The organism is Leptospira neocaledonica, from assembly GCF_002812205.1.
GTDB lineage: Bacteria > Spirochaetota > Leptospiria > Leptospirales > Leptospiraceae > Leptospira_B > Leptospira_B neocaledonica.
The window spans coordinates 64,380-89,486 of the sequence record NZ_NPEA01000007.1 but is presented as its reverse complement, the minus strand read 5'-3'; the positions used below and the strand labels follow the sequence as shown (position 1 = coordinate 89,486).

Here is a 25,107-nt window from a genome sequence, read left to right as displayed (position 1 = left end):
TTTAAAATGCAAAGTAGATAAAATCTTGTCCCTTGCCAGCATAGTTGCCGAAGATCAAAGCTCCGATCAAAAGAAAGGCAAGTAAAAGTTTGGTCCTATTTCTTTGGAACCAAAGAGGATAATGTGCCGGAGCTTCCGCAGCATGGAAAATAATTCCGCCTATAATATAAGGGATCGTTAGATTGAAAGAAAGAGTATTGGTTTGTTCAGGACGTATATGATAGAACCAGCTTTCGAAAATATAAAAACAATCTCCTATATTAAAGGAACGAAAGAACACAGCCGCAAAAGTAAATAGTGCATATGTCCAAAAGATGCGAACCCCAGTGAAAAATTTTCCGGCTTCGGGTAAAATCCTGATTCCTTTTCTTTCCAAGGTTCTTTCCACAAACAAAAACAATCCGTGAGAAAGTCCCCAGGCTAGGAAAGTCCAGTTGGCTCCATGCCATAAACCTCCTAAAGCGAATGTGATCGTTTGGTTGATATTGGTTCTGAACTCAGAGATCCTGCTTCCGCCTAAAGGAATATAGATATAATCCTTTAGCCAGGTTCCCAAAGTGATATGCCATTTTCTCCAAAGTTCATGGATATTTTTACTGAAAAATGGAGCGTTAAAGTTTCTCGGAATATTAAACCCGAATAAAAAAGCACAACCTCTTGCTACGTCTGTATATCCGGAGAAGTCCGAATACACTTGCCAGGTAAATCCGATGGTTGCTAAGAGTAAGGATCCGCTTCCGTATTCTTTTGGTCTCAAAAAAACAGGATCGATCAAACTTCCTAAGTTGTCAGCGATTAAGATCTTTTTACAGGCTCCCAAGCCGACCAAAAATAGTCCGGTGTAGATTGCTGTTTTATGAATTCTTAAATGTTCTAATCTAGGAAAAAAATCTTTTGCCCTCATGATAGGTCCTGCGACCAATTGAGGAAAAAATAATAAGAACAAAGTGAAATGAAAAAAGTTCGGAAGTTCTTCTACTTTTCCGCGATACACATCTATTACGAACGCCATCACCTGGAATGTGTAAAAGCTGATCGCTAATGGAAGAATGATTCTGAATGAAAATGTGCTCGTATCGAATAAAGATAATTTTGTGACGTAGAAAAGATTGTCTGAAACGAAATAGAAGTATTTAAATATTCCTAAATTGATCAGATCTATTAAAACGATAATTGTAAGAAGTTTTTTACTTTTTGTCTTAGCGATCGGCTTTAGAAAAAGATAATTTAGGAATACGATCCCCATAAGATGCAGAAGGAAGGGCGGATTCCAAGATGCATAAAATGCCAGAGATGCTATGAGAAGGATCCATTCTCTGTACTTACGACTTTCCCAAGACCAATACAGAACATAAACGATCAGAAAGAATACGAAAAATAAAGTGGAGGTGAATATCATCTTTATTTTTTCCGTGTAAGTCCTAAGATAGAAGGTAAATCAGCGGAGAATATTGCGGAGAATTTTTCCATTCCTGCCTTATTCAAATGGATCAGATCGTAATAATAGTCCCCGTTATTCTTCCCATCTAAGCTAGCTTGGTAGTCGAGTAGGACAGTTGTCGGATCAATTTTGGCGATTTCTTCTTCCCAGATACGGTTTCTGTCCGGGCTTCTCCAATTTTTAATGATTTCACTATAAGGTGCAATCACTCCGATGATCTTGATCTTCTGCCCGTTCTCTAAACCAACTTGGCGAATATCATTATGCAAAATTTTTAATCTATGGAAGTAGTTGTTCACTTGTTTGGTTCTTTCTACTTTCACAGGAGTTTTTGTTGCTCCTAAGCCGCATGTGTCCCAGATCGCCTTTTTATGAAATTGGTCCGAGCCTGCAGGAGCAGCGGCCCCATTCCCAGGATTAGTGATCTTTAAACAGGATTTGATATCAATCACTTCCGGGAACATGCTAATACTCGGAAGATTTGTGTTTTCATGGGGCCAAGGAGTGAGTTTGGCTTCTTTTTTCCTTCTGCTGATATCTTTCAAACGTTTGGAAGGATCTAGAATAAAATCTCTGATATCTCTTCTGTATGCGATACTCTTAAATGCTAAAAATCCAAGATCATCATAACGCACATTATAATTGAATTCGTAAATTAAAGGAAAAGCTAACCTTCTATCCAACTCTCCTAACATCGCTAAGGTATGGATTTGTAAATCTTCTTGGTCTACCCATGGAGTAGAGATCTCGAGTATATGCAAAACAGTATGTACTTTTGGGAATTTAGGAAGAAGGTTACGTACAAGCGCATCCTGCACTACGAGCTCGGTTCCTTCCATCGCGATGGATTGGATCTTTTCTCCATATGGTTCCAAAGTTTCGTTTAATGTTTTTAGTGAAAGACCTTGGTGGGCGACTGAGGTCCCAAGGAGGAGTATCGTAGGCTCGAATTCTGCCCTCTTTTCCAAAACGTAATCGGTATTTCGAATAACGTTCGCTGCAAAGGATCCTTTTTTAAGATAAGGCCTGTAAACTCCAGTTTGCAGGCATAGATCGAATAAGGCTAGGACTAAAACCGGTATCCAAAAACTTCTCTGACGGATCAAACTGATATACGGATTCACTTTCACCTCAGAAATCGAAATACAGGAAGTTTTGACCTCCCGCTCCGAAGAACAGAATGATAAATAGATTCGCTGTAACGAATACCCCGAACTTTTTCTTGTTTTCCACAATTGTCTCGATAGGGTTTCGGGAAAAATAATAGGAAAGAATAAAACAGATCACGAGTAATATTCCGTAATCGTAATTTATGAATGTTTTAACGGAATAGACCCCGTTAGGCACTGCAAATACAAGAGATTTCATCATTGCCCACGCAGCTTCCATCGTCTTTGCGCGGAACAAGATAAACCCGAAGGAAAGACAGAACATAGTGAAGATTCTAGCGCCGATATCATAGCTTAAACCTCCTCTTTCGTTCAACCATGCGGCAACTTTAGTTTTAGAATATTCCCTATGGATTCCGAGCATGATTCCTTGCCAGAGTCCCCATCCTACAAAATGATAAGCAGCTCCGTGCCAGATACCTGCGAATAACCAGGTGATAAAAAGGTTTCTGTATCCTTTTAAAACTCCTACTCGCGAACCGCCTAGAGGAATATAAATATAATCCCGAATCCAAGTGGAGAAGGAGATATGCCAACGAGACCAGTGGTCTGCGATATTTCTTGCAACCATCGGGAAGTTGAAGTTCGGATCGAATTTGTATCCGAAAAGTCTTGCTGTTCCGATTGCAATATCAGTATATCCTGCAAAGTCGAAATAGATCTGCCAGCCAAAAGCTAATGCTCCGACCCAGATCTCTGCAGGGTTTAGAATTTTATAATTAGTGAATGTAAAGTCTACTACCTTAGCCAGATTGTCCGCGAATACTATCTTTCTAGTAAAGCCCATCAAGATTTGCGCAAACGCAATCTGGACATCTTCGGCTGTGACTTTAGGGGTATCATCCAAATCCCTGAAGAAAGTATGAGCACGAACGATAGGTCCTGCTACCAATTGAGGGAAGAAGGAAACATAAAGTGCAAAATCCAAGAAGGACTTACGAGCTTCCAAGTTCCTGCGAAACACATCTATAGTATAACTCATGGACTGGAATGTATAAAAGGAAATACCGACTGGCAGAATAATTTTAAGATGTTGTATCTTAAGGGGTTCCCCTGAAGAGATCTGATTGAATACATCCGCAAAAACTTCTAAAAGGAAGTTTGTGTATTTGAAATAAGCTAAGATTCCAAGATTTGTGATCAAGGAAACGATCAAGCAGAGCCTTCTGAATTTTTCGGAGACTCCTTCTCCACTCATCAATCTTCCCGCGACGTAGTCTACGATCATCGAAACGATCAAGATGATGATATATAAGTTGATATTAAAATTACAGAAGGATAGATCGATCCAGTTCTCGTACCAAGTAGAGGTTCTGATATCGTTACAAACTATTGATGCAGGATGCCAAGCGTTATAGAAGTAGAGGCTGGCAAGAAGAAGGAAAACCCTTTGGTATGTACCTTTTAGGATCTTTGCCAGGATCAAAACGATTGGCAAAAATACGAGAAAATGGGCTGAATTGAACAGCATTCGTTCGTTTGTCCTCGACTCCTGTGCAGTTTTTTGGACTGAGGGAAACCCACAAGCACTTATTTACTCGTTTCGATACACCGGTTCAGGAGTGATATCCTCATACTTATCTTCAATTCCTTCTATAAAACTTTTATGGGATCTTTCGGATCTAGGAAGAGTGGAATAAGTAAAATTCACTAGAAAAAGTAAGCTTGCATAAGCGAAAAAAATAATATGAGTGATGGATCGTATTCCAAATCTGAAGTTCTCGAATTCCAAAGAACGGAATACCAAAGAGGCAAATATCAGAAGTCCTATCACAGAAGAGACCCAGAACTCGAAAAAATAACCTTCCCACCATGTATAAAATGCGAAAGAAGGGATCAGCCAAAAGAATAAAAGAATAAGTTCTGTTTTATACAACTTCCAAAGACGGATCCAATTTAAGAATGCCAAGAATAAAACTCCAACCCAGAACCCTAGGTTTAAATTATAAGGAAAACTTTTGAGAGATGTAAAATCGTTTGTATTAACTCTGAGGCCGTTCTTAATTCCTTCGAAATTTAAGAAAGCATCTCCTATCCCTCTATAAAAATTTATGATATAATTTTTAGGTCCAGGTGAAGCCCCCCATCTTTCTTGAGAAGCGTATAAGAATAACCAGTTGGCAAAATTCTTTTCACTTTCGGTAGGAGCAGTCAAGTTCCTTTCCAAAAGTATAAACCCGACATACAAATATGAAAGTGTTAGGATCAGTACGACGGAGAATAAATATACAAAGATCAATTTTAGTTTATAAGAATATTCAAAACTTCTCCCTCTCCATTTATCAGCAAGGAGCACGGAAGCAGGAACGAATGTCAGAAAAATTGTATCTGATTGATGATAATAAACATTCCAAACCTGTAGAAAACCTGCGATATATAGTTTTCCAGGAGACCAACCGTTCTTAGAATTCCAGACACAGAGTAAAAATAATGCAGCAGTAAAACAGGAATGGATAAGTGGAGTATCATTATGTTGGGCGTAAAACCAAAATCCTTGAGAACAATGAACTGCAAGTCCCAAAAGAACAGCGCCGATCATATCCTTATACAATCTCCAATATGACAGCATCAATATAAAAATGAAGAAGGAAGCGACTACTAAAACTCTCAGCCTAAGCCCGAACATTGCGGAGTCCGGCCCATGAAACCAATACCAAAATTTTAAGTACAATAATCCCGTACTTTCGAAACCGATATGGTGAGGATTGAAGAATACCTTCCAGTATTTGTTCGTAATAATATTATGAGTATATACGATGGAATCCCAATCATAATGCCTGGATAAAAATCTAAGATCGAATAAAAATAAAATCCCAGTAAAACAAACCAGAAATAGAAAGCCGGTCCAAATAGAAGGAGAACGAAATATGTTTTCAGCTCTTTTGAGAAACGCTAGGCTTTCCAGGGAACGTTTGAGCATTAAACGGATCTGAACACGGAGGATAAAAATTCCGGATTATGTTTGGAGAAGAAATAAGGAGACTCCGCAAGCACCGAATTTTCAGTTTCGGAGAGGTGAATCCTGAAAGATAATTTTTCCAAACCTAAGAGTGAACGAAACCATCCTGACTTATGATGGATCTGTAAGCCTGTTTGGTCCGGATTCCAACGAATGGTTTCCTTTCCTAAAAGCCCCCATTTAGTAACTGCTAGTCTATTTTCTTCTGTAACAAAAATTTGAAATAGGTTTTTCCGCAAAAACCGGACCAGATCTAGGAAAAAAGCGAACGCGATATAAGAGATCACAAAAAGTGCAGTATAGTCGTACAACCTTTTATCAGTTAGAAGAGAAAGTTTTAATACCTTGGTGATTTGTAACAATTCTACAAATTTAAAAATCCAGGTAGATACTAAGGTCTTAACAGGAAATAAATAGAATAAGAATACCCCGTAAATTAAGATCACAAAGAAAGGAGGTATATAATTGATCCTTAATTTACTTTTTTTAATCTTAGAAGACCTAACTTCCGAATTGGAGTTCTCCCAATTCCACCATACGGATTTGGATTTACTGGATTTGTTCATACTTTGATAGCCTAGGAGTTTTTCTTTCTTGATTTCCAAAGTTCTACGAGGGAATTTTCGACTAGCTTTGCTGTGGAATCCCAAGACCAATCGTTTCTACTCGGCTTTCTGCCATAGATCCCTTTTTTACCGGCAAGGGAAAGTGCGTTTTTCCAAGCCTCTAAATTCTTAGGAGAAACGAATGAATCTGTAAACTCATCCAAAACCTCGTGAAACACAGGAATATCCGAAACGATACAAGGTTTGTTTTCCCGGATTGCTTCAAGTAATGGTAGGCCGAAACCTTCGTGCAAAGAAGGAAAGATAAAGTAAGAACAATTTTTGTAGAGCCAACCCAGCTTGGAGTCGTCCGGGTTCTCTATAAAGTAAACTCCATCTTTCTCCAAACCACCTTCTTTTAAAAGAGAGGTCAGACCTTCCGACTTCCAGCCTAATCTTCCTGCGAGAACTAAAGGATAAGGAAAATTGGGCTCTTCTTTTTTTAAGGAGAGGTACGCTTCTACAAGAGTGTTCAAATTTTTTCTGGGTTCCAGTGTTCCGACAGAGAATAAGAAATTTTTGGGTAGAGTTTTTTCAGGAGCGGACACGGATCCAAAACCTTGGACTCCCGGATAGACCACTTCTAATTTTGGTTCTAACTTAGGTAAAAAGTTTAGAATATCATTCTTCGTATTTTGAGAAAGGCAGAGTACCTTATCCGCTTTTTTTAAAGTGATCGGAGATAAAATTTTATGCTGCCAATAATTTGCAGTTGTCATTGTCTCCGGAGCGGATTTGAAATTTAGATCATGATAATTTACTAATGTAGGAACTTTCAATCCGAATATAGGAAGTAATTGTAAGGTGCCCCAAAATAGATCTATTCTATGCTTTTTAACCAAAGAAGGTATGGTGAAGTTCAGCCATAAGGCTCCCGGAAGTTTGCTAGGAATAAATGTAGGAGTAAGTCCTATCAGATGATTGAAAACAGGATGAATAGGTTTATTCGAATAAAGATAATATTCTAGAGGGGAATCCGGACGCAAAAGTCTTTGCAAAACTTCTGCGAGGTATCTGGAATTCCCAGTGATCCCATAAGACAAGGGTCTTGCGTCTACAGCAACTCGTGGTTTGTATTTTAAATTTTCCTTTTTTAGCATAGTATTATGAAAAGACTATTTGGCTGGATCTGAGTAGAAAATACATACGTATTGTATTAAAGAAGTGTATAATAAAAAGGAGAACATCAGTAACGCTTCTTCTGCCGCATTTCCTATAAAACTTCTGTTTAAGAGAAGAACTAGTATGGAAATAGAGATAAAGACAGTCGCAGATCTATAATCTAGCAGCTTTGTTTTCCATTTTTCCCAAATCAGCGGCGGTTCTCCCTGGTCTGGCCATAGTTTGGAAAGAGCAAACGCAGTCGGGAATAATAAGAATACGAATGCATGTATCCAAGAAATTCCGCTGAAAATTATGGAGAAGAAGAATAGTCCGGAAAGAACAAAACCTTCAGAGGCGCCTTTATATACTTTGTATAAATAAGGGCCTGCAATTCCTAAACTCAATAATCCGGAGATAATTTTCACCTGATCTATATTCAGAATAATGAACGGCATCCCGAATCTTCCTTGGTTTAGCAAATCTGAATATGATAAAAAGTATTTAGATAGGGTAGAATTCAAACTCTGATTATTCTTCCACGCCCTTAAAGCCGGAGACTTGAGATACTTATCCAAAACCAAGTCGTACCATGTTTGGTTCATTTTCCAAGTGAACTCCGGATTGTATAAAGCAGGCAGTGCGACCCAACCCAAAGCAAAAATAACCGTGTAAAGGATCACCATCGGTCTTTTTTTGTATAAGAAATAAAATAGGAATGCTGCGGGAGTGAGCTTGATCACAATTGCAAGCGACAGAATGAGTCCGGATAACCAATCCTTCTTTATAGAAATAGAAAGTAAGATCAGCAATAATAACAAGAAACCAACTTGGTTATTGTTTTGGTGATTCTCTACAAATCGTAAGGATAAAAGTAAAACTGCAGATAAAAATAAAAAGGATTTCTCTCTTCCTAAAAGTTTTCCGATTAAAACAAGGCTTACTATCAACGCAATAAAATTGATCGTGAAAAAAATCCCAGATGCGACTTCGAATGGAAGGACTGAAATTGGAATGAGCAAAAATGCAAAGGTTGGCGGATAAATATAGGAGCCTACATTTTCCATTTTTGCCCTGATCCTAAAAAATACTTCCGGATCAAAGATTTGGTTTATATTTAATTTGCCGCTTTCGAATTCTTGGATTACTTCAGAAAATGCATCCAGGCTATATATATCTTTGCCTAGTTTGAAATTGCGGGAGGCTTCATAATAGTCCGAAAAATCGGAAGATTGATCCGTGCGGCTGAACCCGTTTGCGTAGAGAAAAGCTAAGAATAAAAAGAACGCTAAAATAGGGCCGGACTTTTTCAGGTCGATCCACATTCAGGTACTCTTTTCTGTCCGCCTGAAAAAGCCAAGAAATTAAAAATCGGTTCCCGAATTCTTCGGATCATATTCATTGGAAGAATGGAATTCCAAGATCTGTCCGATTTCGATTTTGAACTTCCCGAAGATCAGATTGCAAAATTCCCTGCGGTTCAAAGAGATAAGAGTAGGTTGCTTGTCTTAGGAAGAACCCAGGATTTCTTAAAAGAAGAAACAGAATTTTCAAAGATACTAGACTATCTCCGAGAAGGAGATGTATTGGTGGCAAATGCAACTAGGGTTTCCAAACGAAGAGTATTTTTGGTTACTAAAACAGAGAGAAGACATGAGGCAATGTTCCTTTCGGAAATCGAGCCTGGAGTTTGGAAAACACTTATTAGAAATTCTAAAAAGTTGAAGTTAGGAGATATACTCTCCGATGAGGCAAGCGGAAAATTCCAGCTTTCCGTTGAACGAAAAGAAGAAGAATTTACCATCCTTAGATCTGAAACCCCACTCGATGAAAACTCGTTTGAAACAATTGGTCGCACTCCAATTCCTCCCTATTTCAAAAGAGAAAGTAATTCGGAAGACGATGTTCGTTACCAAACTGTGTATTCCAAAAATTTAGGCTCTGTAGCAGCTCCTACAGCAGGTTTACATTTTACGCCGGAACTCTTAGAAGAACTAAAAAATCGAAAGATAGAATTTCTGAAACTAGAATTGAAAGTAGGTTACGGAACATTCCAATCCTTGAGCGAAGATCATTTCGCGAATAAAAAACTACATGAAGAAGAATTTGATCTACCTTCTGAAACAACGGAACTTCTCAACTCGGCTAAAAAAAACGGTAAAAGGATTATTTCTGTAGGCACTACGACTCTCAGAGCCCTGGAATCCGCTTATGATCCAAATGATAAAACCTTCAGAGCAGGAGAAGGAAAAACGAGGTTATTTCTGCAACCGGAAGATTCTATCCTAAGTTGTGAAGGTTTGATTACGAACTTTCACCTGCCCCAAAGTAGCTTACTTTTGTTAGTAAGTGCATTTGCGGAAAAAGAAAAAATACTGAAGGCCTATAAATTTGCCATAGAACAAAAATTTCGTTTCTTTTCTTACGGAGATTCCATGCTGATTTTGGATCCTGAAAAAGTCTGAGCCTAACTTATTTAATTGAGGAATTCTAAGCCGAAAAGTAAAATGGGAAAGGTGTTAAGAAAGGTTCTTCCTGGGCAAACTGAAATTAGATTTAAAGCGGCAAAGCCGGCCAGATTAAACGGACTGCCTGACTTTTTAGTATTTCATAAGGAAGAGGTGAGAACATTCCGCCAAGCCCTGGGAAACCCTGGACTTTTCCGACATATCTTAATTACGGGCCCAGAGATAGAAGCAAACCTTTTGCAATTCGGGCAATACCTAGAAGAGATCGTTAAAGACCAACCTGTAGTTGCAGAACCAAATCCCACCTTATTGTCTCTTGCAGGTTTTCCATTTGAGAACAAATATAGACCAGGAAAAATTTCAGAAGCAAACGGTGGACTTTTACTTCTTCCAATCAAACCATTTGTAGAAGATCCGGATCTTTATTATTTTCTGAAAGGTGTACTCCTAACAGGTAAAATAGATTTTCTTTCTCTTCCAGAAGGATCCGATTCCACCAATATCAATCGATTTCATCCAAGTATAGATTCCAGATTCAGACTTATCTTAGTGGGAGAAGAAACGGAAGTGGATTCTATCTCTCAGATTGACGCTGACTTTTACGGAAGTTTCGATTTTAAAATCCATATGCCGTACGAGATCAGTCTGGAAAAATCCTGGCTTCCGGTTTTTTCGGGACTCGTTAAGTCTTGGGAAAAACCAGGGTATCCTCCTTTGGACCAAGCAGCTTTGGACTCACTTCTAGAACTTGCGCTTAGATGGAATGATAGCCAAACTAGACTTTCTTTACATCTGTCGGAACTTCGTTCTTTCGTAAGGGAAGTATTAGCATTTAATAATAAAGGGAAGAAGTCCGTGGGTCGGGCAGAGATTGAAGCAGGCCCCGCTTTGATCCAAAAAAGGACCGCCATCCACAAACGAAAATATATAGAAAATATCAAAGAAGGTCTTATTGGTGTCCCTCTGAAAGGAAAGAAGACGGGACGGATCAATGGACTTTCTGTAATTTTATTGCAGTCTTCCTTACTCGATTTTGGGCAAGTGAACCAAGTATCCGCCAGGGTTTCCTTGGGTTCTGGAAACCTGATCAATATAGAAAGAGAAGTAAATCTTTCAGGAAGCCTTCACGATAAGGGAGTTTTTATTTTACAGTCCTATATCAAAGGAATGTTTTCTCATACTCAGTCTTTCGGTTTGGATGCTTCTATTCTATTCGAACAAAATAGTTCTCCGATTGATGGGGACTCCGCAAGTTGTGCGGAACTTCTGGCACTTCTTTCTGCGCTTTCCGGACTGGAGATCCCTTGCAATATTGCTGTGACGGGTGCTCTTTCCCAGTACGGAGATATTCTTCCTGTGGGTTCCGTGAACACTAAGATCCAGGCTTGGTTTGATGTGATCCGACTGACAGGTTCTTCTAGAGATAAATACAAAATTTATATCCCAAAAGACAATATGAGGGATCTGAATCTTCCAAGAGAGATCCGGGAAAGTATGAAAAAGGGAAATTTCCAGATATTCTCCTGTTCTCATGTAGAAGATTTGATCCCTGATATTTTCGGGGTCCCTGCTGGTAGGATCTCCAAATCCGGCAAATATCCAAATGGTTCACTTTTCCGGATCATAGAAGAGCGAATAGATCGCAAACGAGACGGGGAAGAGACTTAGGCCGACAGCCGGGCTGCTCCGGGTTCGCTATTCGCTCATCCGGTCTTCGCCCGGACTAAAGCCCTTCGCATCCCTGTCGGGTTCAGAATTTCCCGAAATTTCTCAGATTTCCTCTAATCAGTCTCCCCTGAAATGACCGATACTTTATATACAGTCATGGAACGTCGGGCAAATATCAATATTGAGTCTTCCTTACTGGTAACCTTGGTTGCAAGTATGGGATTCTTAGTCAGTTTGGGAATCGCTCCAGTTAGGACCGGAAGCTTTTTAAGCGACGAACCGGTCTTAAGAGAACTCATCCCCAACCAATTTACTTGGGAACCAAGCTCGGAACAAATCCGAGATCTGCCAGAGAGAGAAGGAGAAACCGGACCCAGCCTGGTTTAATTTCTTGCTCCGCTTCACGGTCTAAAAATCCTATCAAGAAAGACCGGGAGTGTTCGATGTTCGGCAAAAGTTTAGATAATCTAAAACAAATGAACCAAATGCGGGTTCGTATGAAAAAATTGGAGAAAGAGCTAGAGGCTCTCTTCTTCGAGGGAAAATCCAAGAACGAATTAGTAGTCTGCATTACTGACGGTAAACAAACCGTTCAAGAGATCCGTATTGAAGATTCGTTACTAGCTAAAAACGATAAAAAGTTACTTCAAAAAAGTATAAAACAAGCTGTGAATCAATCAATGGAAGCTGCCCAAAAAGTTGCGGAAGAAAGAATGGGAGAATTTAAATCTCTTCTTTCCGGAATGCCTTAATTTAAGGACCTTTATATTCGTTAAAAATTTTCTGTTTCGTCCGATTCCGAGAGAGTTTAAAGAACTCATGAGGGCAAATCGGACGAGTATCAGTCGACTCAGGAAGAACGATCGCCTCTTGCCCCTCGTCGTCATTTTCCGTAATTCCCAACGATACCGAAATATCTCCGGATCTTTTCATTTCAGTATTGATCTGTAGAGAATACAGGTTTCCATCTATATTCTTTTTTAATAATACTAATCTTCCGATAGAATTGGAATTGGAACGATCCGCTTTTACGAATTGGATCTGTCCAGGGTCCAATTCTCCTAACGGTGTAATTTCAGGTATTCTTAAAGGATCGTATAATTTTCTTAATACATCTCCGTCTGTTCCTGCAGCAGGGAATGGAAAAGTTTGAATTGTCTTGGTGATATCTTGTAAAAATACGGAAGCACCGTTTGTATCCGTTCCGGATTGTGCGAACTCAGGAGAAATATCTCCTAAAGATTGCCAAAGGAAAGCTGGATAAATTTTCATGAAGATTTCCGAACCGTCCGTCCCGACTGCGTCCTTAATTTCCTGGGAAGAATTTAGATAATTATCAGCGCTCGTCTTGAATAGATGAAATAATCCGGTAGCGTCCGAAGCTCTATAACCTTTAGGACCCTGGACTCCAGATCTAAAGAATGAATTTCTGGAATCGGCATCATTTCCGGAGATCATATATAAATATTTCATAAAGGAATATGCGAATGCATAATCTACTAAGGAATTAAATTTAGAACTTCCGAATATACTATTTCCGTTCACGCCTCTAGAGCAGGAGCTGGAATTCCTACCTCTATAACAATTGATCCGATTGATTTGAGGAGAATAACCAGCTATGTCTGCTGCTACTTCGCTCGTTCCCTCGTTGATCCAAGCTTCGTCTCTTCCTCCGCCTTGGCTCATGATCCTTGCCTCGTACTGGAATCGGATCAAATGTTGGTATTCATGGGCAAGAGTAGCTAAAAATGTATCCGGTTTTCCCTGGGCAAGGTCTGAATTTCGGACCGTAACCAGTTCGACCCCGTCCATATACACTATATTTGAATAATTAGAACGGACCGCATAACTGGAATTGTCTGGGAAATAATCCACCGGATCGAAAAATCCTGCTACAAAAGAAGAGCCCGCATGGCTTCCGTCATGAATATCGGAAACGATTACCGCTACTTTTCCATCTCCATCTAGATCGTCTGAAAAGCCGAAAGCCTCACCTAATCTAGGATAAATTTTAGAATCAAATTCTTGAGCGATGTATTGGTAATCTAAAGCAGATTCTAAACCGCTAGTTACGTAAATATTTACGTGAGCGCCGGAGGCCACTTTGGTCGTTTGCATACAACTGGAATTGTTTTTTACAAGATTACGGATCCAGAATGTATTATTGCCACCGCAGGAGCTAGATACTTTGGCTAAAGAAAGTAGATCGTCTATACTAGGTTCCGATTTGTCTTGAGTTCCAAGTGCGTCTTTGCTAACCACACAGTCCGAAAGTAAAAATATCAAACTAACTGAAAGTACAAATGTATATAAAGATCTGCCTAAAGGCATATAAAGGAACTTCCAAAAACCGTCTCCGGTCGAAACCTTCATGATCTTTCCCGCCAAAAAAGGAAACTAGCTTTACGCCTTGATCCTTTTTGTTAAGGTCAATAATTATTTAGGGTCGAATGGGAGCAAGGATCATTGGCTAAAAAGGTTCCGAAGATTTGGAAATTTTTTTCCAAAAAATTTCAATATATCGTAATTTTTTCGTTAGGATATAATTGCGGATTTCGTCCTTCTCCCTTACAAAAAGATCCGATCCCAGGTCCACAAATCCCCGCATTCGATTCCATTCCGAATAGCGGAGAATATTTTTCCGAGATCAAAAAAATCCCAACCGGGTTTTATATCCGACAGGTTTATCTAAACCATTCCAACAAAAAAGAAATGTTGATTAGCCAACTAACAGTAAGTGAATCTAAAAATTGGGAAGAAACAAGGTTTGAAGGAAAACTAAATTTAGATGAATCCGGAAAATTTTTTAGATTTCGTCCAAAACTTTGTAGGATGTTTACAAGTAAAAATCCGGGAGATCGTTGGACATTAACTAGGGCCTACGAATGTGATCATTTCGAATTTCTAATATGGAAATCAGGACCGGATGATATTCGCTTAACTCCCGGTCCGGAGGGAGAAGAAGAAGGAATACTTCTCAAAAAATCTAGATCCTCTAATATATCGCAGATTTCTGCGATCATTTTAAAAGCGGATCCTGCCATCACAAACATTTGGGGGATACGTCTTTCGAGGGTAAGAAAAGGAGCCAAGGCTACATTAGAAAAACAGGATGGAAGGAAAACGGAACTAAATTCCTTAAAAACCGTGGAGACCACGGGAGAGATTAAGACCGAAAAGTCTAATCATGCAGAACCTGGGGATATGATTTTATACACAAATCCTGGGGAAGCAAGGCCTCTTGCTTTATAGTCCGCCCATGCGGGCTTCAGGAGCGAAGCGACTATAGATCAGTCTAGTCCATTCTCCGAACTTAAGATCTTACGTAGCCCGGGCATGATTTTTACATAGGGCTGGATTTTTCTAAAATCGGAAATTTCTTTGGCGGAAACATCTGAACCATCCAATTGTAAATGGATCAGATTTGTGAGACCGTATAATGGACTTAAATCCTTTACTTGGGTCCCACCCAAATACAATTCCATTAGTTTTGTACAATGCTCTAAAGGCCTAAGATCCTTGATTTTAGTATGTTTTAGCTGTAGATGTCTCACACTACATCCAGGTCCTAAAAATCGGAGACTAGATATTTTAGAATCAGTCAGTTCTATTCTAGTGAGTCTATTCCAGTGCAGATAATTTTTCAGGTCTTGATCGCCTAGTTCTGTTTGGTTCAATACCAAACTATCCAGCTTTGCGACACGATTTAGAGGGGAAAGATCCTTTATAGAAGATCCGGATAGATGAACATATCTAAGTTTTGGAAGATCAGGTAAACCTTCTAGTGATTTTACTTCTTTAGAATTTAGTTCTAGGATTTCTAATCTGGAAAATGCAGATAGATCGCTCCAACTAGGACTGTCTTCGAAACCTAACCATCTGATTTCTTTCGGATATTTGCCGAGGATCTCGCCTTCACCATTCCGAACGGAGATAAGATGATTGGATTGAGAACAGGCAAATAAGAAATAGAGAATGAGAAAAATTTTCCTCATAAGATCAAATCTATTTGGATTCCATACGAAAGAAAACCAAAAATAGTTCCTATAAATAATTTTAAAAACGATTATCTCTCCCTGATTCACAGGTTGGAATTCCAACGGGAATCGAGTTGACATCAGTCTCCTTTTTGGAGCAAGATAAGATTCGAAGCCGGTCCGAATGGAAGAAGATAAAAAATCCGCCTCTCGAAACACCAAACAAAAGGGCGAGATCCTGAGAGTCATCCGGGATGCAAAAGGTCCTCTTTCGGTAAAGGAAATCCATGATATCTCTAAAAAATCCATTCAGAATATAGGGATCGCTACCGTATACCGGTCCGTGAATCATCTACTGGAATCCGGTTCGATCCATGAGATCCAATTGCCTGGAGAATCTTCCCGTTTTGAAATCAGCCACTTGGACCATCACCATCATTTCCATTGTAAGGTTTGCGATCGGGTTTTTGATGTAGAGATCTGTCCTTTCCCAATGGAAAATCTTCCTAAGGGATTTACATTAGATTCTCATGAAATTATCTTATACGGTGTTTGTTCCGAATGTAACAACTCTTCAAAATGAATCAAAAAAAACTAAAGTTTAAAATACTCTATTTAAGCGTTCTATTTATCGCGTTATTCTCCCTTATAGATAGGGTGGTATTGGAAAATCTACTTTTTGGATTTCCGAATGAACTAGAGTGGGATACTTCACCTTGGTTCAACTTTTTGGAGAAAAGAAGAAGGATCCAATTCTCTGAAAATGAAAAAGGCACACTGATCGTAGGAAGTAGTGTGGCTCTTTATTCCTCTCTTCCGGGAAGAATGAACGAGAAACTGAAAGGCTCATCCATTCGTACGGAATTCTATTCTCATCCTGCTTTAACTCCTTCCGATTTCTATTTTTATAAGGAAGATATTGTTTCTAAAAAGCCTAAGTTAGTATTTTTTGTTCTGAATCCTGCAGATCTACAATTGGATTTTTTGATCACTGAAAAGGAAAGTGAAGACAGATTAGCCCAATACAGACAAAACCTGCTTTATCAGGAAAAGTCCATTATCAACTTTCAGAATTTAGAATATTCTGAAAAGGATTTAGACGATGTCTCTGCAAAAACAAGACATCAAAATAGGATGATCTATCCCTCCCAATATCTAAGAGAGAAGTATGAAAGTATTTTGAAAACGGGTAAATCCGCTGTTTTATCCCTTCTTTCCAGGTCTCTTTTCTTGGTAATTCGATACAGAAGTTTTTTGTATGATCCAATGGATGCCTGGATCGAAAACCATCTTAGAAGTGGGAGATCCTACCATTATTATACGGGGATCATCCCTGAAGAAGGTATCTATCTAAGAGGATGGGCCAAACCTGAATTCTCAATCGATTGCGAATTGAAGAACGGGACATTCGAAGAGAGTGTATTCTTTCAAGAGAAGGGAACCACTCTCAGAATTTGGGGAGAAGGTAAACCGATTTTATTCGATAAAACTTTTCCGAAATCGGGTTGGCACACGATCAAGTTTACTGTTCCAGAAAAGTTGGATAAAACCAAACTTAGAATTGCTTCCGATAGGAAGATCTCTTCCTTACAAGTGGATTCTAGAATTTTTGGGACAGAAGAAATTTATGGGATCAGACTTTCTCAAAACTTCTGCAGAAATGAGATCCGAAAACATATCTCTTATATTCGAATTCCCGGTCTAGATGATTCAAGGATCTCTAATATGGATGACGTTACTTATTCCAAGGATTATACGGAAAGGATCTATGGATATAAGGGAGAAAGTTCCAAAATGTCTAGACTTGTTACTCTTCGAATGGCAAAGATCAAATTAGCATCTTCTCCAAAGTTTTTTGTTTGGTCAGAACTGGAATATCTGAAAAAAGCAATCCTATATCTGGAAGCCCAAGGTATCCAAGTGGTCTTGGTAAATTCTCCTGAAAATCCTTTTGAAAGAGAAGTATATGAAACAAGTCCTTGGTACAAAGGGTATATTTCTTATTTGGAAAACCTGGGAAAAGATAAGTATACGTTCAAAAATGCAATGCCTGATTTTGAAGATAAAAAATCCTTCTTAGACCCTCACCATTTGACGTACCAAGCTTCTGAAAAATCTTCGGATCTGTTTGCAGATTGGATCCTAGAGGCATTAACGAAAAAATAGATGTTCCGATTTTTCTCTAAATTTTTACAGAATGAAAAACTGAAAGCCGAATGGATCGGTGTTTTAGGAAATCTTAAACTAGTTAGCTTACTTTTTCTTATTTTGTATTCATTCTCCTCCTTTTGTGTTTGGAAGAAATACTCTTGGAGTCCGAGTTCCCAGATAAATTTCGGAAAGGAATTTGCCGAACAAAACAAAGAACAAACTCCTCCAGGTGCAATCGTGTTCTTAGGAGAGGAGGGGAATCTAGGCGCCGGATATGATGGGCAGATCTTTTATTATTATTCTAGGATGTTATCTAGTTTCAGTTTGAATTGGCCTAATGGTTTTGAAACCAGTTTTAGGGCTCCTAGGATCGGTTATCCACTTTTAGTTTCCCCATTCGGTTGGTTGGGAATGTATGGGACCATCTTCGGGATGTACATTTTGAATCTAGGGATCTTTTACCTATCTTATTTGGCGATCCGAGACTTATTGCCGGATCCTAAAAAATATTTAAGCACATTCTATCTACTTTCCCCGTTTGCACTGGGAAGTTATATCTTACTTGTATCAGATACGGTTATGATGGGCCTAAGTGTCCTCGCATATTGGGCCTTTATTAGAAAAAGATTTATAAGTTTCTCCTTATTAGCAGGGCTTGCCATTCTCACGAAAGAGCAGGCTATCTTTTTGTTTTTCCCTTTAGGGTTGACTACACTATTCCAAAAGGAATTCAAAAAAAGTATTTGGGTCGCTTCTTCTTTGATCCTACCTGGAGCCTGGAGTTTATACTTAAGAACCCAATTTCCTGAATGGACCCCCGGAAGTTTAGGCCATTTTTTTGATCCATTCGGGGGACTTTTAGGATATTTCGGGGAAGTCCAACAAGCTCTAGTTTCAGGAGATAGAAATCTGATCCTTCTGATCAAAAAATTCTCCAGATTTCCTTTGGTACTTCTTCTTTTATCGGGGACCTATCTATTATTCAAAGGGGATGGGAAGAAGGGCCTGGCATTTCGCTTAGGTTTTGGAATTCTTTTATTGACCACGTATGCGGGAGGGTATGTTCTCTATTGGGCCACCTACGAAAATGTTTCCAGAATGTTTACATTCAGCCTTCCTTTATTAATTTTTTGGGAAAAAGAAGATGAGTCCCTTCCGAGCGGAACCTACTGGGCGCTTACAGGTATTATTTTAATTTCATTCTTAATAAAATTAGCATTTGTTTCCAAACCTTTACGTCACTTGGTCTGGTGATCGGTCACGGATTCTTATCTAAGTTTTTTTGCATATGAATCTCGGCAAAAATTTTCTTAGACTTGATTCTTCTTATAAAAGAATTAGAATGGTCTTATTGTAGGTCCGCTGTTCAGAAATCCGCACGTGTCATTGTAATCAGATCGGTGAAATCCGAGCTTTGCTTCTCTTAGAAACCCTGCTATCCGCGATTTTACCGTCGTTCAAATCAATCCGCTGTTCTTAAAGAGTGTTATGTCTATGGGAAGGCGAGTTGGTCTCCCGTTTGCGAGTCGGAAGCTGCCTAAATTTTTTGTTCGAGGAAAGCATGCAGAATCGCAAACTTTTTGTAGGAAATCTTAATTACTCTGTTCGCCAGCAGGAAATCAGTGAACTATTCTCCAACTACGGAGAAGTAGCTTATGCAAAAGTAATTGAAGGTAAAGGATTCGGATTCGTGGAAATGGCTAGCGAGGAGCAAGCTGAAAACGCGAAGAACAGCCTAAACGGAACCGAGTTCAAAGGTAGAACTTTGAATATCGATATCGCAAAACCTCAGACTTTTAATAAACCAAGAAGACATTAAGATCTTTCTCGGGGAAGGAAACTTCCCCGAGTTTTCCTATTCGTTCGTCCTTTTTCCATATTCTAAAAGAGAAAAATATGGATCTCCTTCCAGACCTAAAAGTTCCGCGAACGCCTCTTCGGTGTTTTTTCCGGACTTCTTTTTCTCCAATACAGACAACCTAAAGTTATCTCCTTTCTCTTTCAGGATCTTTTCCTCTATAATCATATGTAAATAAGCGATTTGTTTTTTAGGGGGAAGGTCTTGTGCAACGATCTCTACTTTTTCAGATCCCAAACGGAATCTACAGATGATAGAAGGGACCTTGCTCAAAACTTTTTCGGAGAGTTGAAAACCGGGATAAGAAGAAAAAGAATCTAAAACTTTCAGGAGAGAAGGTTTTAACTCGCAAATTATATCAATGTCGGATTGGGGAAGCTCCACTCCGATCGGAATGGAACCTACGAATTCAGGTGAGAATTCGGAAAGGATCTGGAATATTTGATGCTCTTTTAAAAGTGAAGTACAATCCGAGAATCGGTTTGTCATTCAGACAAAGCAGGCGAATTAAACGCCTACTTCTTCCTCTGCATCCTCGTTTTCTTCTTCAACGTTCAGAAGTTCCACAAGCTCTTTGTAGGCTCTTTCTTTTTCTACAACGCCTGTTTTCTTAATCGCCTTTTTGAGAACATCGTCCCATTTTTTCTGGGGAAGGATCACTTGCATCTCTTCCAAAACTTCCAGAATATTGATATCGTCTTTCGTATTAAAGATCTCAGTGGCGTCGTAACGGAATAACCCGGAAAGTTGATCGATAAAATCGCCGACTCCGTTTCCGCCTCCGCGTTTATCTAGGGCCTCTTGTTTTTTTTGCGCTTTGCGGAGATCTCTTTCTCGTCTCTCCAATTCGGTCCGTTTCATAAAAGAACCCTCTCTTATCGGCTATACCTGCCATGTTTTCGAACTCAGCTCACGGGCAAAGAAAAAACCCTTTGAAAATCGATTAGGAAAACCCAACTAAGCTGCCGATCTGGCGGAAGTTCAGGTTTGATTTCTAAAAACTCACCGGTAAAAACGGGGAAATTCTACAAAACTAACCCAAACCTTCATTCCTATAGAATTAGACCGGGTTGAATGTGGAATTCTTTCCGAAGAATCCGGGTTTTGGGTCTTTTTTCGTACGATCGTTTAGAAAAAAGAAGTGGGTTAAGTCTTTTTAACGAGAACCCATCGAGGATTTGGGAATCCTATATTCTTTTTGGATTCTTTGGTTAGCAGATATTAGACTTTCTTTATCCAAAACAATATCCGTTCCATCATCTAACAAAATTGTAATGTATCTTGACTTGGATGATTTCACTTCATTGGAAATATCTTGGACAGACATTACAGGTTTACCGTTTACTTGATCCACGAGTCTTCCTGAAATTTCGTGATAACCTTGGTTGGATTCATCTGGAATCACTTGGGAAAGTAATACGAATTTACCTTCCTTCTTATCCCCGCTAGAAAACTTATGATAATCGAATGTGTATAGAAGTTTACGATCTACTTTAGATCTCCAATCTTTTCCCCATTCCAGTAAATATCCTTCGGAAAGTTCCACGAATAGGAAACCACCGTCGAAATAATATTCGGATTTGGATCCTAGATTTCTATGAGGGATCCGAATAGAAGAATAAGGAAATGATTTTAAGGTGAGTTGAACTTCTTCTTCTTTGCCAGACCGGATGATTTTAACCGGGACTTGTTTGCCAATTTGATAGCCGAATTCATCTCCTAGATGCGCGATATAAGAGAGAACCTGTTTGCCGTATTTTGGATGTTGGAAATATCCTTTGGAATCTATCTTTTTGCCGCCAAATTCTAGAATCACATCGCCGATCTTTAAGATTCCATCTGCTGAACTTTCCGGCAAAATTTCCGCTACTAAGATCCCTTGGTCTTTTGTTTTGAGGGAATAAAAATCCTTAGTGGCCTTATCGATGATCGGTCTATAACGGAATCCTTTAAAAGGTATTTCAGTCTTACCGAAATCCCCTAGAAATTTGCTGATCAAGAAAGAAGGAATCGCTCTACCTGAGTTTTTATCTCCTGAGAAATCGAAAAGTATCCCGCTTACTTTTCCTTTTTCTAATAGAACTTCTCCGTTTCCGTTTAATGTTTCAGTGGAATTTACATCCAGAACAGGAAGTTCTACCATTCCTTGCGAATATTGGTCCAGGTCCATGCTGATGAGAGAGCCTGAAGCGGATTGAATAGAACCAGAATTGTCCAATTGATAGATAGAAACCTGTCTAGGATAATCTATTTCTTTTTGGAATTCAAACGGGGTTAGATCCTTAAAGAAGTTTTCTTCTTCTATTTTTAATAATGCTAAATCGGATTCGAAGTCTTGTCTTGCTACGATCGCCTTTGTCTCGGCATAAGAAGAATATTTTTTAACTTCTATCAATGTAGAGTAGGTGAGTAGATGTGCCGGTAATAAGATCTTTTCGCCAGGAACTACGATCCCTACTCCTCTTCTTACCTTTGGGTTTTTCTTTTTCCAAGGGTTAAAATAATCAGGCTCTTGGTAGGAGATCTTTACTTGGACTATACTCTTTTTGTATTCTTCTTCCGCCTTTGCCTGAGATGCCATTCCGTTCGGAACGGACTTAGGGGAAGGTTTCGATTTTTTAGCGGATAGTCCGGAACTGAAAACACAAAGGCTGATAATGACTAGAAAGATCTTGGATTTCACGTATTACTCCAAACCGTAGGTGCTTCTGATCTGGGAATCCGCCTTTTGGGTTTCTTCTCGATCCATAATCAATGGGAGATCTATATTCAAAAATTTTAATTTTAAAAACTTGGACTTTGAATCTGCGATAATTCTTTTCAGGTCTGCAAGACTATTGATTGGTTCTCCGTTTACCGATTCCAAAACTAAATTTAGGAAATAGTCGGAGGAAGAATTTACCGGATGAGCCAATTTTCTGTATAGAACCACATCCGCCTTTTTGGTTCTGCCGATCCCATCTTCTATAAAATAATCGTATCTATATAAGAACTGGCTGCCGCCGGAAGTATTTCCACTTCTGCTCCATGCCCCCAGAAGATCTCTGGACATTTCTTGGAATAATAGCCCGCCTATCATGGAATAATCAAATGCGGTATCGTACCTGTTTCTCATAAAATCGAAATCAGGCATTCTTTTGGCCTTAAATTCCACATCGATCAGTTTGCCATTACGGAATACTTTGAATCGGATCGATTCTCCGGAATACTTATCATCTACTGTTTCTGTAAAATCTACTCGGGCGTCCTTGTCTAAGGTAATAGTCCCGTTTCTTCCGATGGCAAGACCATCAATCTCTGTCAGATAATCTCCTTCTTTCAGATACCCGTCAGCGGAACCGTTCGGAAGTATCCTGGTTACGAATACACCTTCTAAACCCTCCGGGATCCCTTTTACTTTTCTGAGAGAAGTATTAAAAGAATTGAATGTTCCAATTCCAAGTTCGACGTAACCGTCGTATTTTCCGTCTTCTATATCTTTTAGAAAATGACGGATCACTTTGGTAGGGATGAGATAACCGATATTTTCCCCTTTGGTAGCAACTTGGAAGGCAACTCCCACCACCTTATTGTTTTGGATGGCAGGTCCTCCCGAATTCCCCGGGTTAATGGCGGCATCTACTTGTAAAACCAAGTGACTGTCCACGGAAGAATGTTCGTATTTAGATTGTTCTTTTCTAGAAACGATTCCTCTGGTTACGGAAACCTTATTCCCGCCGATTGGATATCCTACAACTATAAGAGAAGAATTCAGCTCCGGAATTTCTCCCAAACTTAGATCTGTGGAATCTTTATAAAATTCTGGGTCTTCTGCTTCTAAAACTGCTAGGTCGCAGTCGTGGGCCACATGTAAAATTTTGACCCTGTACCATTCAGTCTGGTTATATCTCTGGACCTGAACATACTTTGCGTTTGAGATCACATGAGCATTTGTTAATATTCTTTTATTCCCGATCAGGAATCCAGTGCCCGAACTTGCCCGGACCCCGTCTGTGGCCCAAGGGGTAAATGCACTAAATGCTTGGGAATATACTTTGATTTGTACGACTGCTTTTCGCACATGATCGAAATCGCTTTTTTCCTCAGAGAATAGAGGAAAATGAAGGGAAAATACTAGTACAATAAGACCAGATTTCAGGAACTGCATGAGATGCTTAATGTCCTTCGAATTCACAGATGGAGAATACGTTTACACCTAAATCTTTATTTAATTTTGTAGCTCCGCCTAGATCCGGAAGATCAATGATGACTCCGACTTCGGGAACTTCTGCACCTAATTTTTGCAATAATTGGACAGCGGCGATCATAGTTCCTCCGGTGGCAATCAGGTCGTCCATGAGTAGGATCCTGTCTCCGGGAACTACAGAATCTTTATGTATTTCGATGACATCTTTTCCATATTCCAGATCATATTCTTGGGAAACAGTTTCGGAGGGAAGTTTTCCTTTTTTACGGATCGGAATGAATCCCACTCCTAATTGGAATGCGAGAGGTGCACCGATGATAAAACCTCTGGCTTCGATTCCGGCTACTTTAGTAATTCCTTTGCCTGTGTACCGGTCCACGAAAGTGCCTATTGTAAGAGCTAAACCTTCCGGATCTAATAATAGGGAAGTGATGTCTCTGAATAGGATTCCTTTACGAGGATAATCCGGGATCGTGCGAATTTTGCTTTTAACTATGGACATGGGCTCGAAGTCCAATTCCATTTTCCGGAAAGGAACAAACAATTCTTTTTTCAATGGGGATGATGAGCGGCCTCCGGAAAAGAAGGCCGCGAGTTTGGGTTAGTATGCTTTTGCTCTAAGAGCAGCAATTCTTTCTTCTAGAGGAGGGTGGGTTGCAAATAAGGAAGCAAGTCCTCCGGCTCTGTTGGAAATTTTCAAAGCGGCGATAGTTTCTCCTCTTTGATCGATAGGATCTCTTGAGAAAGCGACTTTCAATCTTTCTAAGGCAGCAATCATACTAGATCTTCCGGCCAATTTTGCGCCGCCTGCGTCAGCACGGAACTCTCTGGCTCTGGATACGTAAGCTACAACTATGGAGCCTAAAAGTCCGAAGACTACCATAAGAAGTTGTCTGATCATAAACTCCATAAAGAATCCACCGCTGGATCCTCTGTCATCGTTACGATTTAATTGAGAAACGATCAATTTACTTACGATCCAAGAGAAGAAGATTACGAATGAGTTGATCACTCCCTGTACCAAGGTCATGGTCACCATGTCTCCGTTTGCAACGTGAGAAAGTTCGTGTCCTAGAACTCCATCCAATTCTTCGCTATCCATTCCGTTCAAAAGCCCGGTGGATACCGCGACTAATGCGCTACTTCTGCTAGGTCCCGTAGCGAATGCGTTGATCTCAGGAGATTCGTAATATCCAACTTCTGGCATCGGGAGTCCCGCTGCCTGTGCTAACCTTTGTACTCTAGTTAAAAGATCTCTTTGCCATCCGGATGCGTTTCTAGGATCGATTATTTGGACTCCCATGGAGGCCTTTACCATAAACTTGGAGAGAAGCAAAGAAATGAATGCGCCTCCCATACCCCAGATTGCAGCGAATAAAAGGGTAGTAGCGTAAGGTACTCCGGATTTGGCTAGATAAACATCCAACCCCGTGAGTCTTAAAATCAATCCGATCGTGAAGATTACCGCGATATTAGTAAGTGCGAATAATCCAAATCTGCGAAAAAGCGCCATAGGCGAACAGT

At 39.6% G+C, this 25,107-nt stretch carries 24 protein-coding genes; 9 read left to right on the top strand and 15 right to left on the bottom strand.

Features of this window, described 5'->3' with window-relative positions; translation table 11 throughout:
- Position 1: 1 nt before the first annotated feature.
- The 7 genes from CH365_RS13410 to CH365_RS13380 form a co-directional block, all read right to left on the bottom strand.
- Positions 2-1,399, bottom strand: a complete 1,398-nt coding sequence (locus tag CH365_RS13410) for an MBOAT family O-acyltransferase (RefSeq protein WP_100769084.1) — start codon at positions 1,397-1,399, stop codon at positions 2-4.
- A gap of 2 nt (positions 1,400-1,401) precedes the next feature.
- Positions 1,402-2,565, bottom strand: coding sequence for a hypothetical protein (locus tag CH365_RS13405; protein ID WP_100769287.1), 1,164 nt, complete (start codon positions 2,563-2,565; stop codon positions 1,402-1,404).
- Positions 2,566-2,572: 7 nt separating this feature from the next.
- Positions 2,573-4,081: an MBOAT family O-acyltransferase gene (locus tag CH365_RS13400; protein WP_100769083.1), complete on the bottom strand. Its 1,509-nt coding sequence runs from the start codon at positions 4,079-4,081 to the stop codon at positions 2,573-2,575.
- 63 nt (positions 4,082-4,144) lie between these two features.
- Positions 4,145-5,530, bottom strand: coding sequence for a hypothetical protein (locus CH365_RS13395; RefSeq protein ID WP_100769082.1), 1,386 nt, complete (start codon positions 5,528-5,530; stop codon positions 4,145-4,147).
- A complete protein-coding gene (locus CH365_RS13390) occupies positions 5,530-6,135 on the bottom strand; it encodes an LIC20162 family protein (protein ID WP_100769286.1) in 606 nt (201 codons plus the stop codon). Before CH365_RS13390 ends, CH365_RS13395 begins: the two co-directional genes overlap by 1 nt.
- Before the next feature lie 11 nt (positions 6,136-6,146).
- A complete protein-coding gene (locus tag CH365_RS13385; RefSeq protein WP_100769081.1) occupies positions 6,147-7,274 on the bottom strand; it encodes a glycosyltransferase family 4 protein in 1,128 nt (375 codons plus the stop codon).
- Positions 7,275-7,289: 15 nt separating this feature from the next.
- Entirely contained in the window at positions 7,290-8,600 is a 1,311-nt protein-coding gene (locus tag CH365_RS13380; protein WP_100769080.1) for a glycosyltransferase family 87 protein, read from the bottom strand.
- An 84-nt stretch (positions 8,601-8,684) separates the two neighbouring features.
- Here CH365_RS13380 and queA point away from each other — a divergent pair, with 84 nt between their 5' ends.
- The 4 genes from queA (at position 8,685) to CH365_RS13360 (ending at position 12,163) form a co-directional block, all read left to right on the top strand.
- Complete coding sequence (queA, locus tag CH365_RS13375) at positions 8,685-9,740, top strand: tRNA preQ1(34) S-adenosylmethionine ribosyltransferase-isomerase QueA (protein ID WP_100769079.1); 1,056 nt, start codon at positions 8,685-8,687, stop codon at positions 9,738-9,740.
- A 51-nt stretch (positions 9,741-9,791) separates the two neighbouring features.
- The gene (locus CH365_RS13370) at positions 9,792-11,411 is read left to right on the top strand and encodes an AAA family ATPase (RefSeq protein ID WP_100769285.1); all 1,620 of its coding nucleotides are present in this window, start codon (positions 9,792-9,794) and stop codon (positions 11,409-11,411) included.
- Between the two features lie 156 nt (positions 11,412-11,567).
- The gene (locus CH365_RS13365; protein ID WP_125226321.1) at positions 11,568-11,798 is read left to right on the top strand and encodes a hypothetical protein; all 231 of its coding nucleotides are present in this window, start codon (positions 11,568-11,570) and stop codon (positions 11,796-11,798) included.
- 56 nt (positions 11,799-11,854) lie between these two features.
- The gene (locus CH365_RS13360) at positions 11,855-12,163 is read left to right on the top strand and encodes a YbaB/EbfC family nucleoid-associated protein (RefSeq protein WP_100769077.1); all 309 of its coding nucleotides are present in this window, start codon (positions 11,855-11,857) and stop codon (positions 12,161-12,163) included.
- A gap of 1 nt (position 12,164) precedes the next feature.
- On the opposite strand, the gene CH365_RS13355 is transcribed toward CH365_RS13360, so the two are convergent.
- Positions 12,165-13,784 carry a peptidase M30 gene (locus CH365_RS13355; protein WP_100769076.1) on the bottom strand — a complete coding sequence of 540 codons (1,620 nt, stop codon included), beginning with the start codon at positions 13,782-13,784 and terminating at the stop codon, positions 12,165-12,167.
- Between the two features lie 93 nt (positions 13,785-13,877).
- On the opposite strand from CH365_RS13355, the gene CH365_RS13350 reads away from it, so the two are divergent.
- Positions 13,878-14,663 (top strand): hypothetical protein, encoded by a 786-nt coding sequence (locus tag CH365_RS13350; RefSeq protein ID WP_100769075.1) that lies wholly within the window; start codon positions 13,878-13,880, stop codon positions 14,661-14,663.
- A gap of 38 nt (positions 14,664-14,701) precedes the next feature.
- Here the strand turns inward: CH365_RS13350 and CH365_RS13345 are convergent, their stop codons facing one another.
- Positions 14,702-15,529, bottom strand: coding sequence for a leucine-rich repeat domain-containing protein (locus CH365_RS13345; protein WP_244283193.1), 828 nt, complete (start codon positions 15,527-15,529; stop codon positions 14,702-14,704).
- 43 nt (positions 15,530-15,572) lie between these two features.
- On the opposite strand from CH365_RS13345, the gene CH365_RS13340 reads away from it, so the two are divergent.
- The 4 genes from CH365_RS13340 (at position 15,573) to CH365_RS13325 (ending at position 19,358) form a co-directional block, all read left to right on the top strand.
- Positions 15,573-15,971 carry a Fur family transcriptional regulator gene (locus tag CH365_RS13340; RefSeq protein WP_100769074.1) on the top strand — a complete coding sequence of 133 codons (399 nt, stop codon included), beginning with the start codon at positions 15,573-15,575 and terminating at the stop codon, positions 15,969-15,971.
- Positions 15,968-17,554, top strand: coding sequence for a hypothetical protein (locus CH365_RS13335; protein WP_100769073.1), 1,587 nt, complete (start codon positions 15,968-15,970; stop codon positions 17,552-17,554). Before CH365_RS13340 ends, CH365_RS13335 begins: the two co-directional genes overlap by 4 nt.
- Positions 17,555-18,793, top strand: a complete 1,239-nt coding sequence (locus tag CH365_RS13330; RefSeq protein ID WP_100769072.1) for an AZOBR_p60025 family cell surface glycopolymer formation protein — start codon at positions 17,555-17,557, stop codon at positions 18,791-18,793.
- Between the two features lie 307 nt (positions 18,794-19,100).
- Positions 19,101-19,358 (top strand): RNA recognition motif domain-containing protein, encoded by a 258-nt coding sequence (locus CH365_RS13325; protein ID WP_100769071.1) that lies wholly within the window; start codon positions 19,101-19,103, stop codon positions 19,356-19,358.
- A gap of 36 nt (positions 19,359-19,394) precedes the next feature.
- Here the strand turns inward: CH365_RS13325 and CH365_RS13320 are convergent, their stop codons facing one another.
- From CH365_RS13320 to htpX, 6 genes are all read right to left on the bottom strand, one after another.
- The gene (locus tag CH365_RS13320; RefSeq protein ID WP_100769070.1) at positions 19,395-19,886 is read right to left on the bottom strand and encodes a DUF4269 domain-containing protein; all 492 of its coding nucleotides are present in this window, start codon (positions 19,884-19,886) and stop codon (positions 19,395-19,397) included.
- Positions 19,887-19,904: 18 nt separating this feature from the next.
- A complete protein-coding gene (locus CH365_RS13315; protein ID WP_036089886.1) occupies positions 19,905-20,258 on the bottom strand; it encodes an LB_289 family protein in 354 nt (117 codons plus the stop codon).
- Between the two features lie 295 nt (positions 20,259-20,553).
- On the bottom strand, positions 20,554-22,080 hold the full coding sequence (locus CH365_RS13310) for a S1C family serine protease (protein WP_100769069.1): 1,527 nt from the start codon (positions 22,078-22,080) through the stop codon (positions 20,554-20,556).
- Positions 22,081-22,083: 3 nt separating this feature from the next.
- A complete protein-coding gene (locus CH365_RS13305; protein ID WP_100769068.1) occupies positions 22,084-23,544 on the bottom strand; it encodes a S1C family serine protease in 1,461 nt (486 codons plus the stop codon).
- A gap of 7 nt (positions 23,545-23,551) precedes the next feature.
- Positions 23,552-24,085, bottom strand: coding sequence for an adenine phosphoribosyltransferase (locus CH365_RS13300; protein ID WP_100769067.1), 534 nt, complete (start codon positions 24,083-24,085; stop codon positions 23,552-23,554).
- A 99-nt stretch (positions 24,086-24,184) separates the two neighbouring features.
- On the bottom strand, positions 24,185-25,096 hold the full coding sequence (gene htpX / locus CH365_RS13295) for a protease HtpX (RefSeq protein ID WP_100769066.1): 912 nt from the start codon (positions 25,094-25,096) through the stop codon (positions 24,185-24,187).
- Positions 25,097-25,107 lie beyond the last annotated feature (11 nt).

What these genes read in the sequence shown, in the direction of transcription:
- CH365_RS13365 (WP_125226321.1), top strand. Translation starts at nt 11,568, where the DNA reads ATGGAACGTCGGGCAAATATCAATATTGAGTCTTCCTTACTGGTAACC.
- CH365_RS13315 (WP_036089886.1), bottom strand. Translation starts at nt 20,258, where the DNA reads ATGAAACGGACCGAATTGGAGAGACGAGAAAGAGATCTCCGCAAAGCG.
- CH365_RS13380 (WP_100769080.1), bottom strand. Translation starts at nt 8,600, where the DNA reads ATGTGGATCGACCTGAAAAAGTCCGGCCCTATTTTAGCGTTCTTTTTA.
- CH365_RS13300 (WP_100769067.1), bottom strand. Translation starts at nt 24,085, where the DNA reads ATGTCCATAGTTAAAAGCAAAATTCGCACGATCCCGGATTATCCTCGT.
- CH365_RS13395 (WP_100769082.1), bottom strand. Translation starts at nt 5,530, where the DNA reads ATGCTCAAACGTTCCCTGGAAAGCCTAGCGTTTCTCAAAAGAGCTGAA.
- CH365_RS13400 (WP_100769083.1), bottom strand. Translation starts at nt 4,081, where the DNA reads ATGCTGTTCAATTCAGCCCATTTTCTCGTATTTTTGCCAATCGTTTTG.
- CH365_RS13410 (WP_100769084.1), bottom strand. Translation starts at nt 1,399, where the DNA reads ATGATATTCACCTCCACTTTATTTTTCGTATTCTTTCTGATCGTTTAT.
- CH365_RS13355 (WP_100769076.1), bottom strand. Translation starts at nt 13,784, where the DNA reads ATGAAGGTTTCGACCGGAGACGGTTTTTGGAAGTTCCTTTATATGCCT.
- CH365_RS13325 (WP_100769071.1), top strand. Translation starts at nt 19,101, where the DNA reads ATGCAGAATCGCAAACTTTTTGTAGGAAATCTTAATTACTCTGTTCGC.
- htpX (WP_100769066.1), bottom strand. Translation starts at nt 25,096, where the DNA reads ATGGCGCTTTTTCGCAGATTTGGATTATTCGCACTTACTAATATCGCG.
- CH365_RS13385 (WP_100769081.1), bottom strand. Translation starts at nt 7,274, where the DNA reads ATGCTAAAAAAGGAAAATTTAAAATACAAACCACGAGTTGCTGTAGAC.
- CH365_RS13335 (WP_100769073.1), top strand. Translation starts at nt 15,968, where the DNA reads ATGAATCAAAAAAAACTAAAGTTTAAAATACTCTATTTAAGCGTTCTA.
- CH365_RS13360 (WP_100769077.1), top strand. Translation starts at nt 11,855, where the DNA reads ATGTTCGGCAAAAGTTTAGATAATCTAAAACAAATGAACCAAATGCGG.
- CH365_RS13320 (WP_100769070.1), bottom strand. Translation starts at nt 19,886, where the DNA reads ATGACAAACCGATTCTCGGATTGTACTTCACTTTTAAAAGAGCATCAA.
- queA (WP_100769079.1), top strand. Translation starts at nt 8,685, where the DNA reads ATGGAATTCCAAGATCTGTCCGATTTCGATTTTGAACTTCCCGAAGAT.
- CH365_RS13340 (WP_100769074.1), top strand. Translation starts at nt 15,573, where the DNA reads ATGGAAGAAGATAAAAAATCCGCCTCTCGAAACACCAAACAAAAGGGC.
- CH365_RS13330 (WP_100769072.1), top strand. Translation starts at nt 17,555, where the DNA reads ATGTTCCGATTTTTCTCTAAATTTTTACAGAATGAAAAACTGAAAGCC.
- CH365_RS13345 (WP_244283193.1), bottom strand. Translation starts at nt 15,529, where the DNA reads ATGTCAACTCGATTCCCGTTGGAATTCCAACCTGTGAATCAGGGAGAG.
- CH365_RS13390 (WP_100769286.1), bottom strand. Translation starts at nt 6,135, where the DNA reads ATGAACAAATCCAGTAAATCCAAATCCGTATGGTGGAATTGGGAGAAC.
- CH365_RS13305 (WP_100769068.1), bottom strand. Translation starts at nt 23,544, where the DNA reads ATGCAGTTCCTGAAATCTGGTCTTATTGTACTAGTATTTTCCCTTCAT.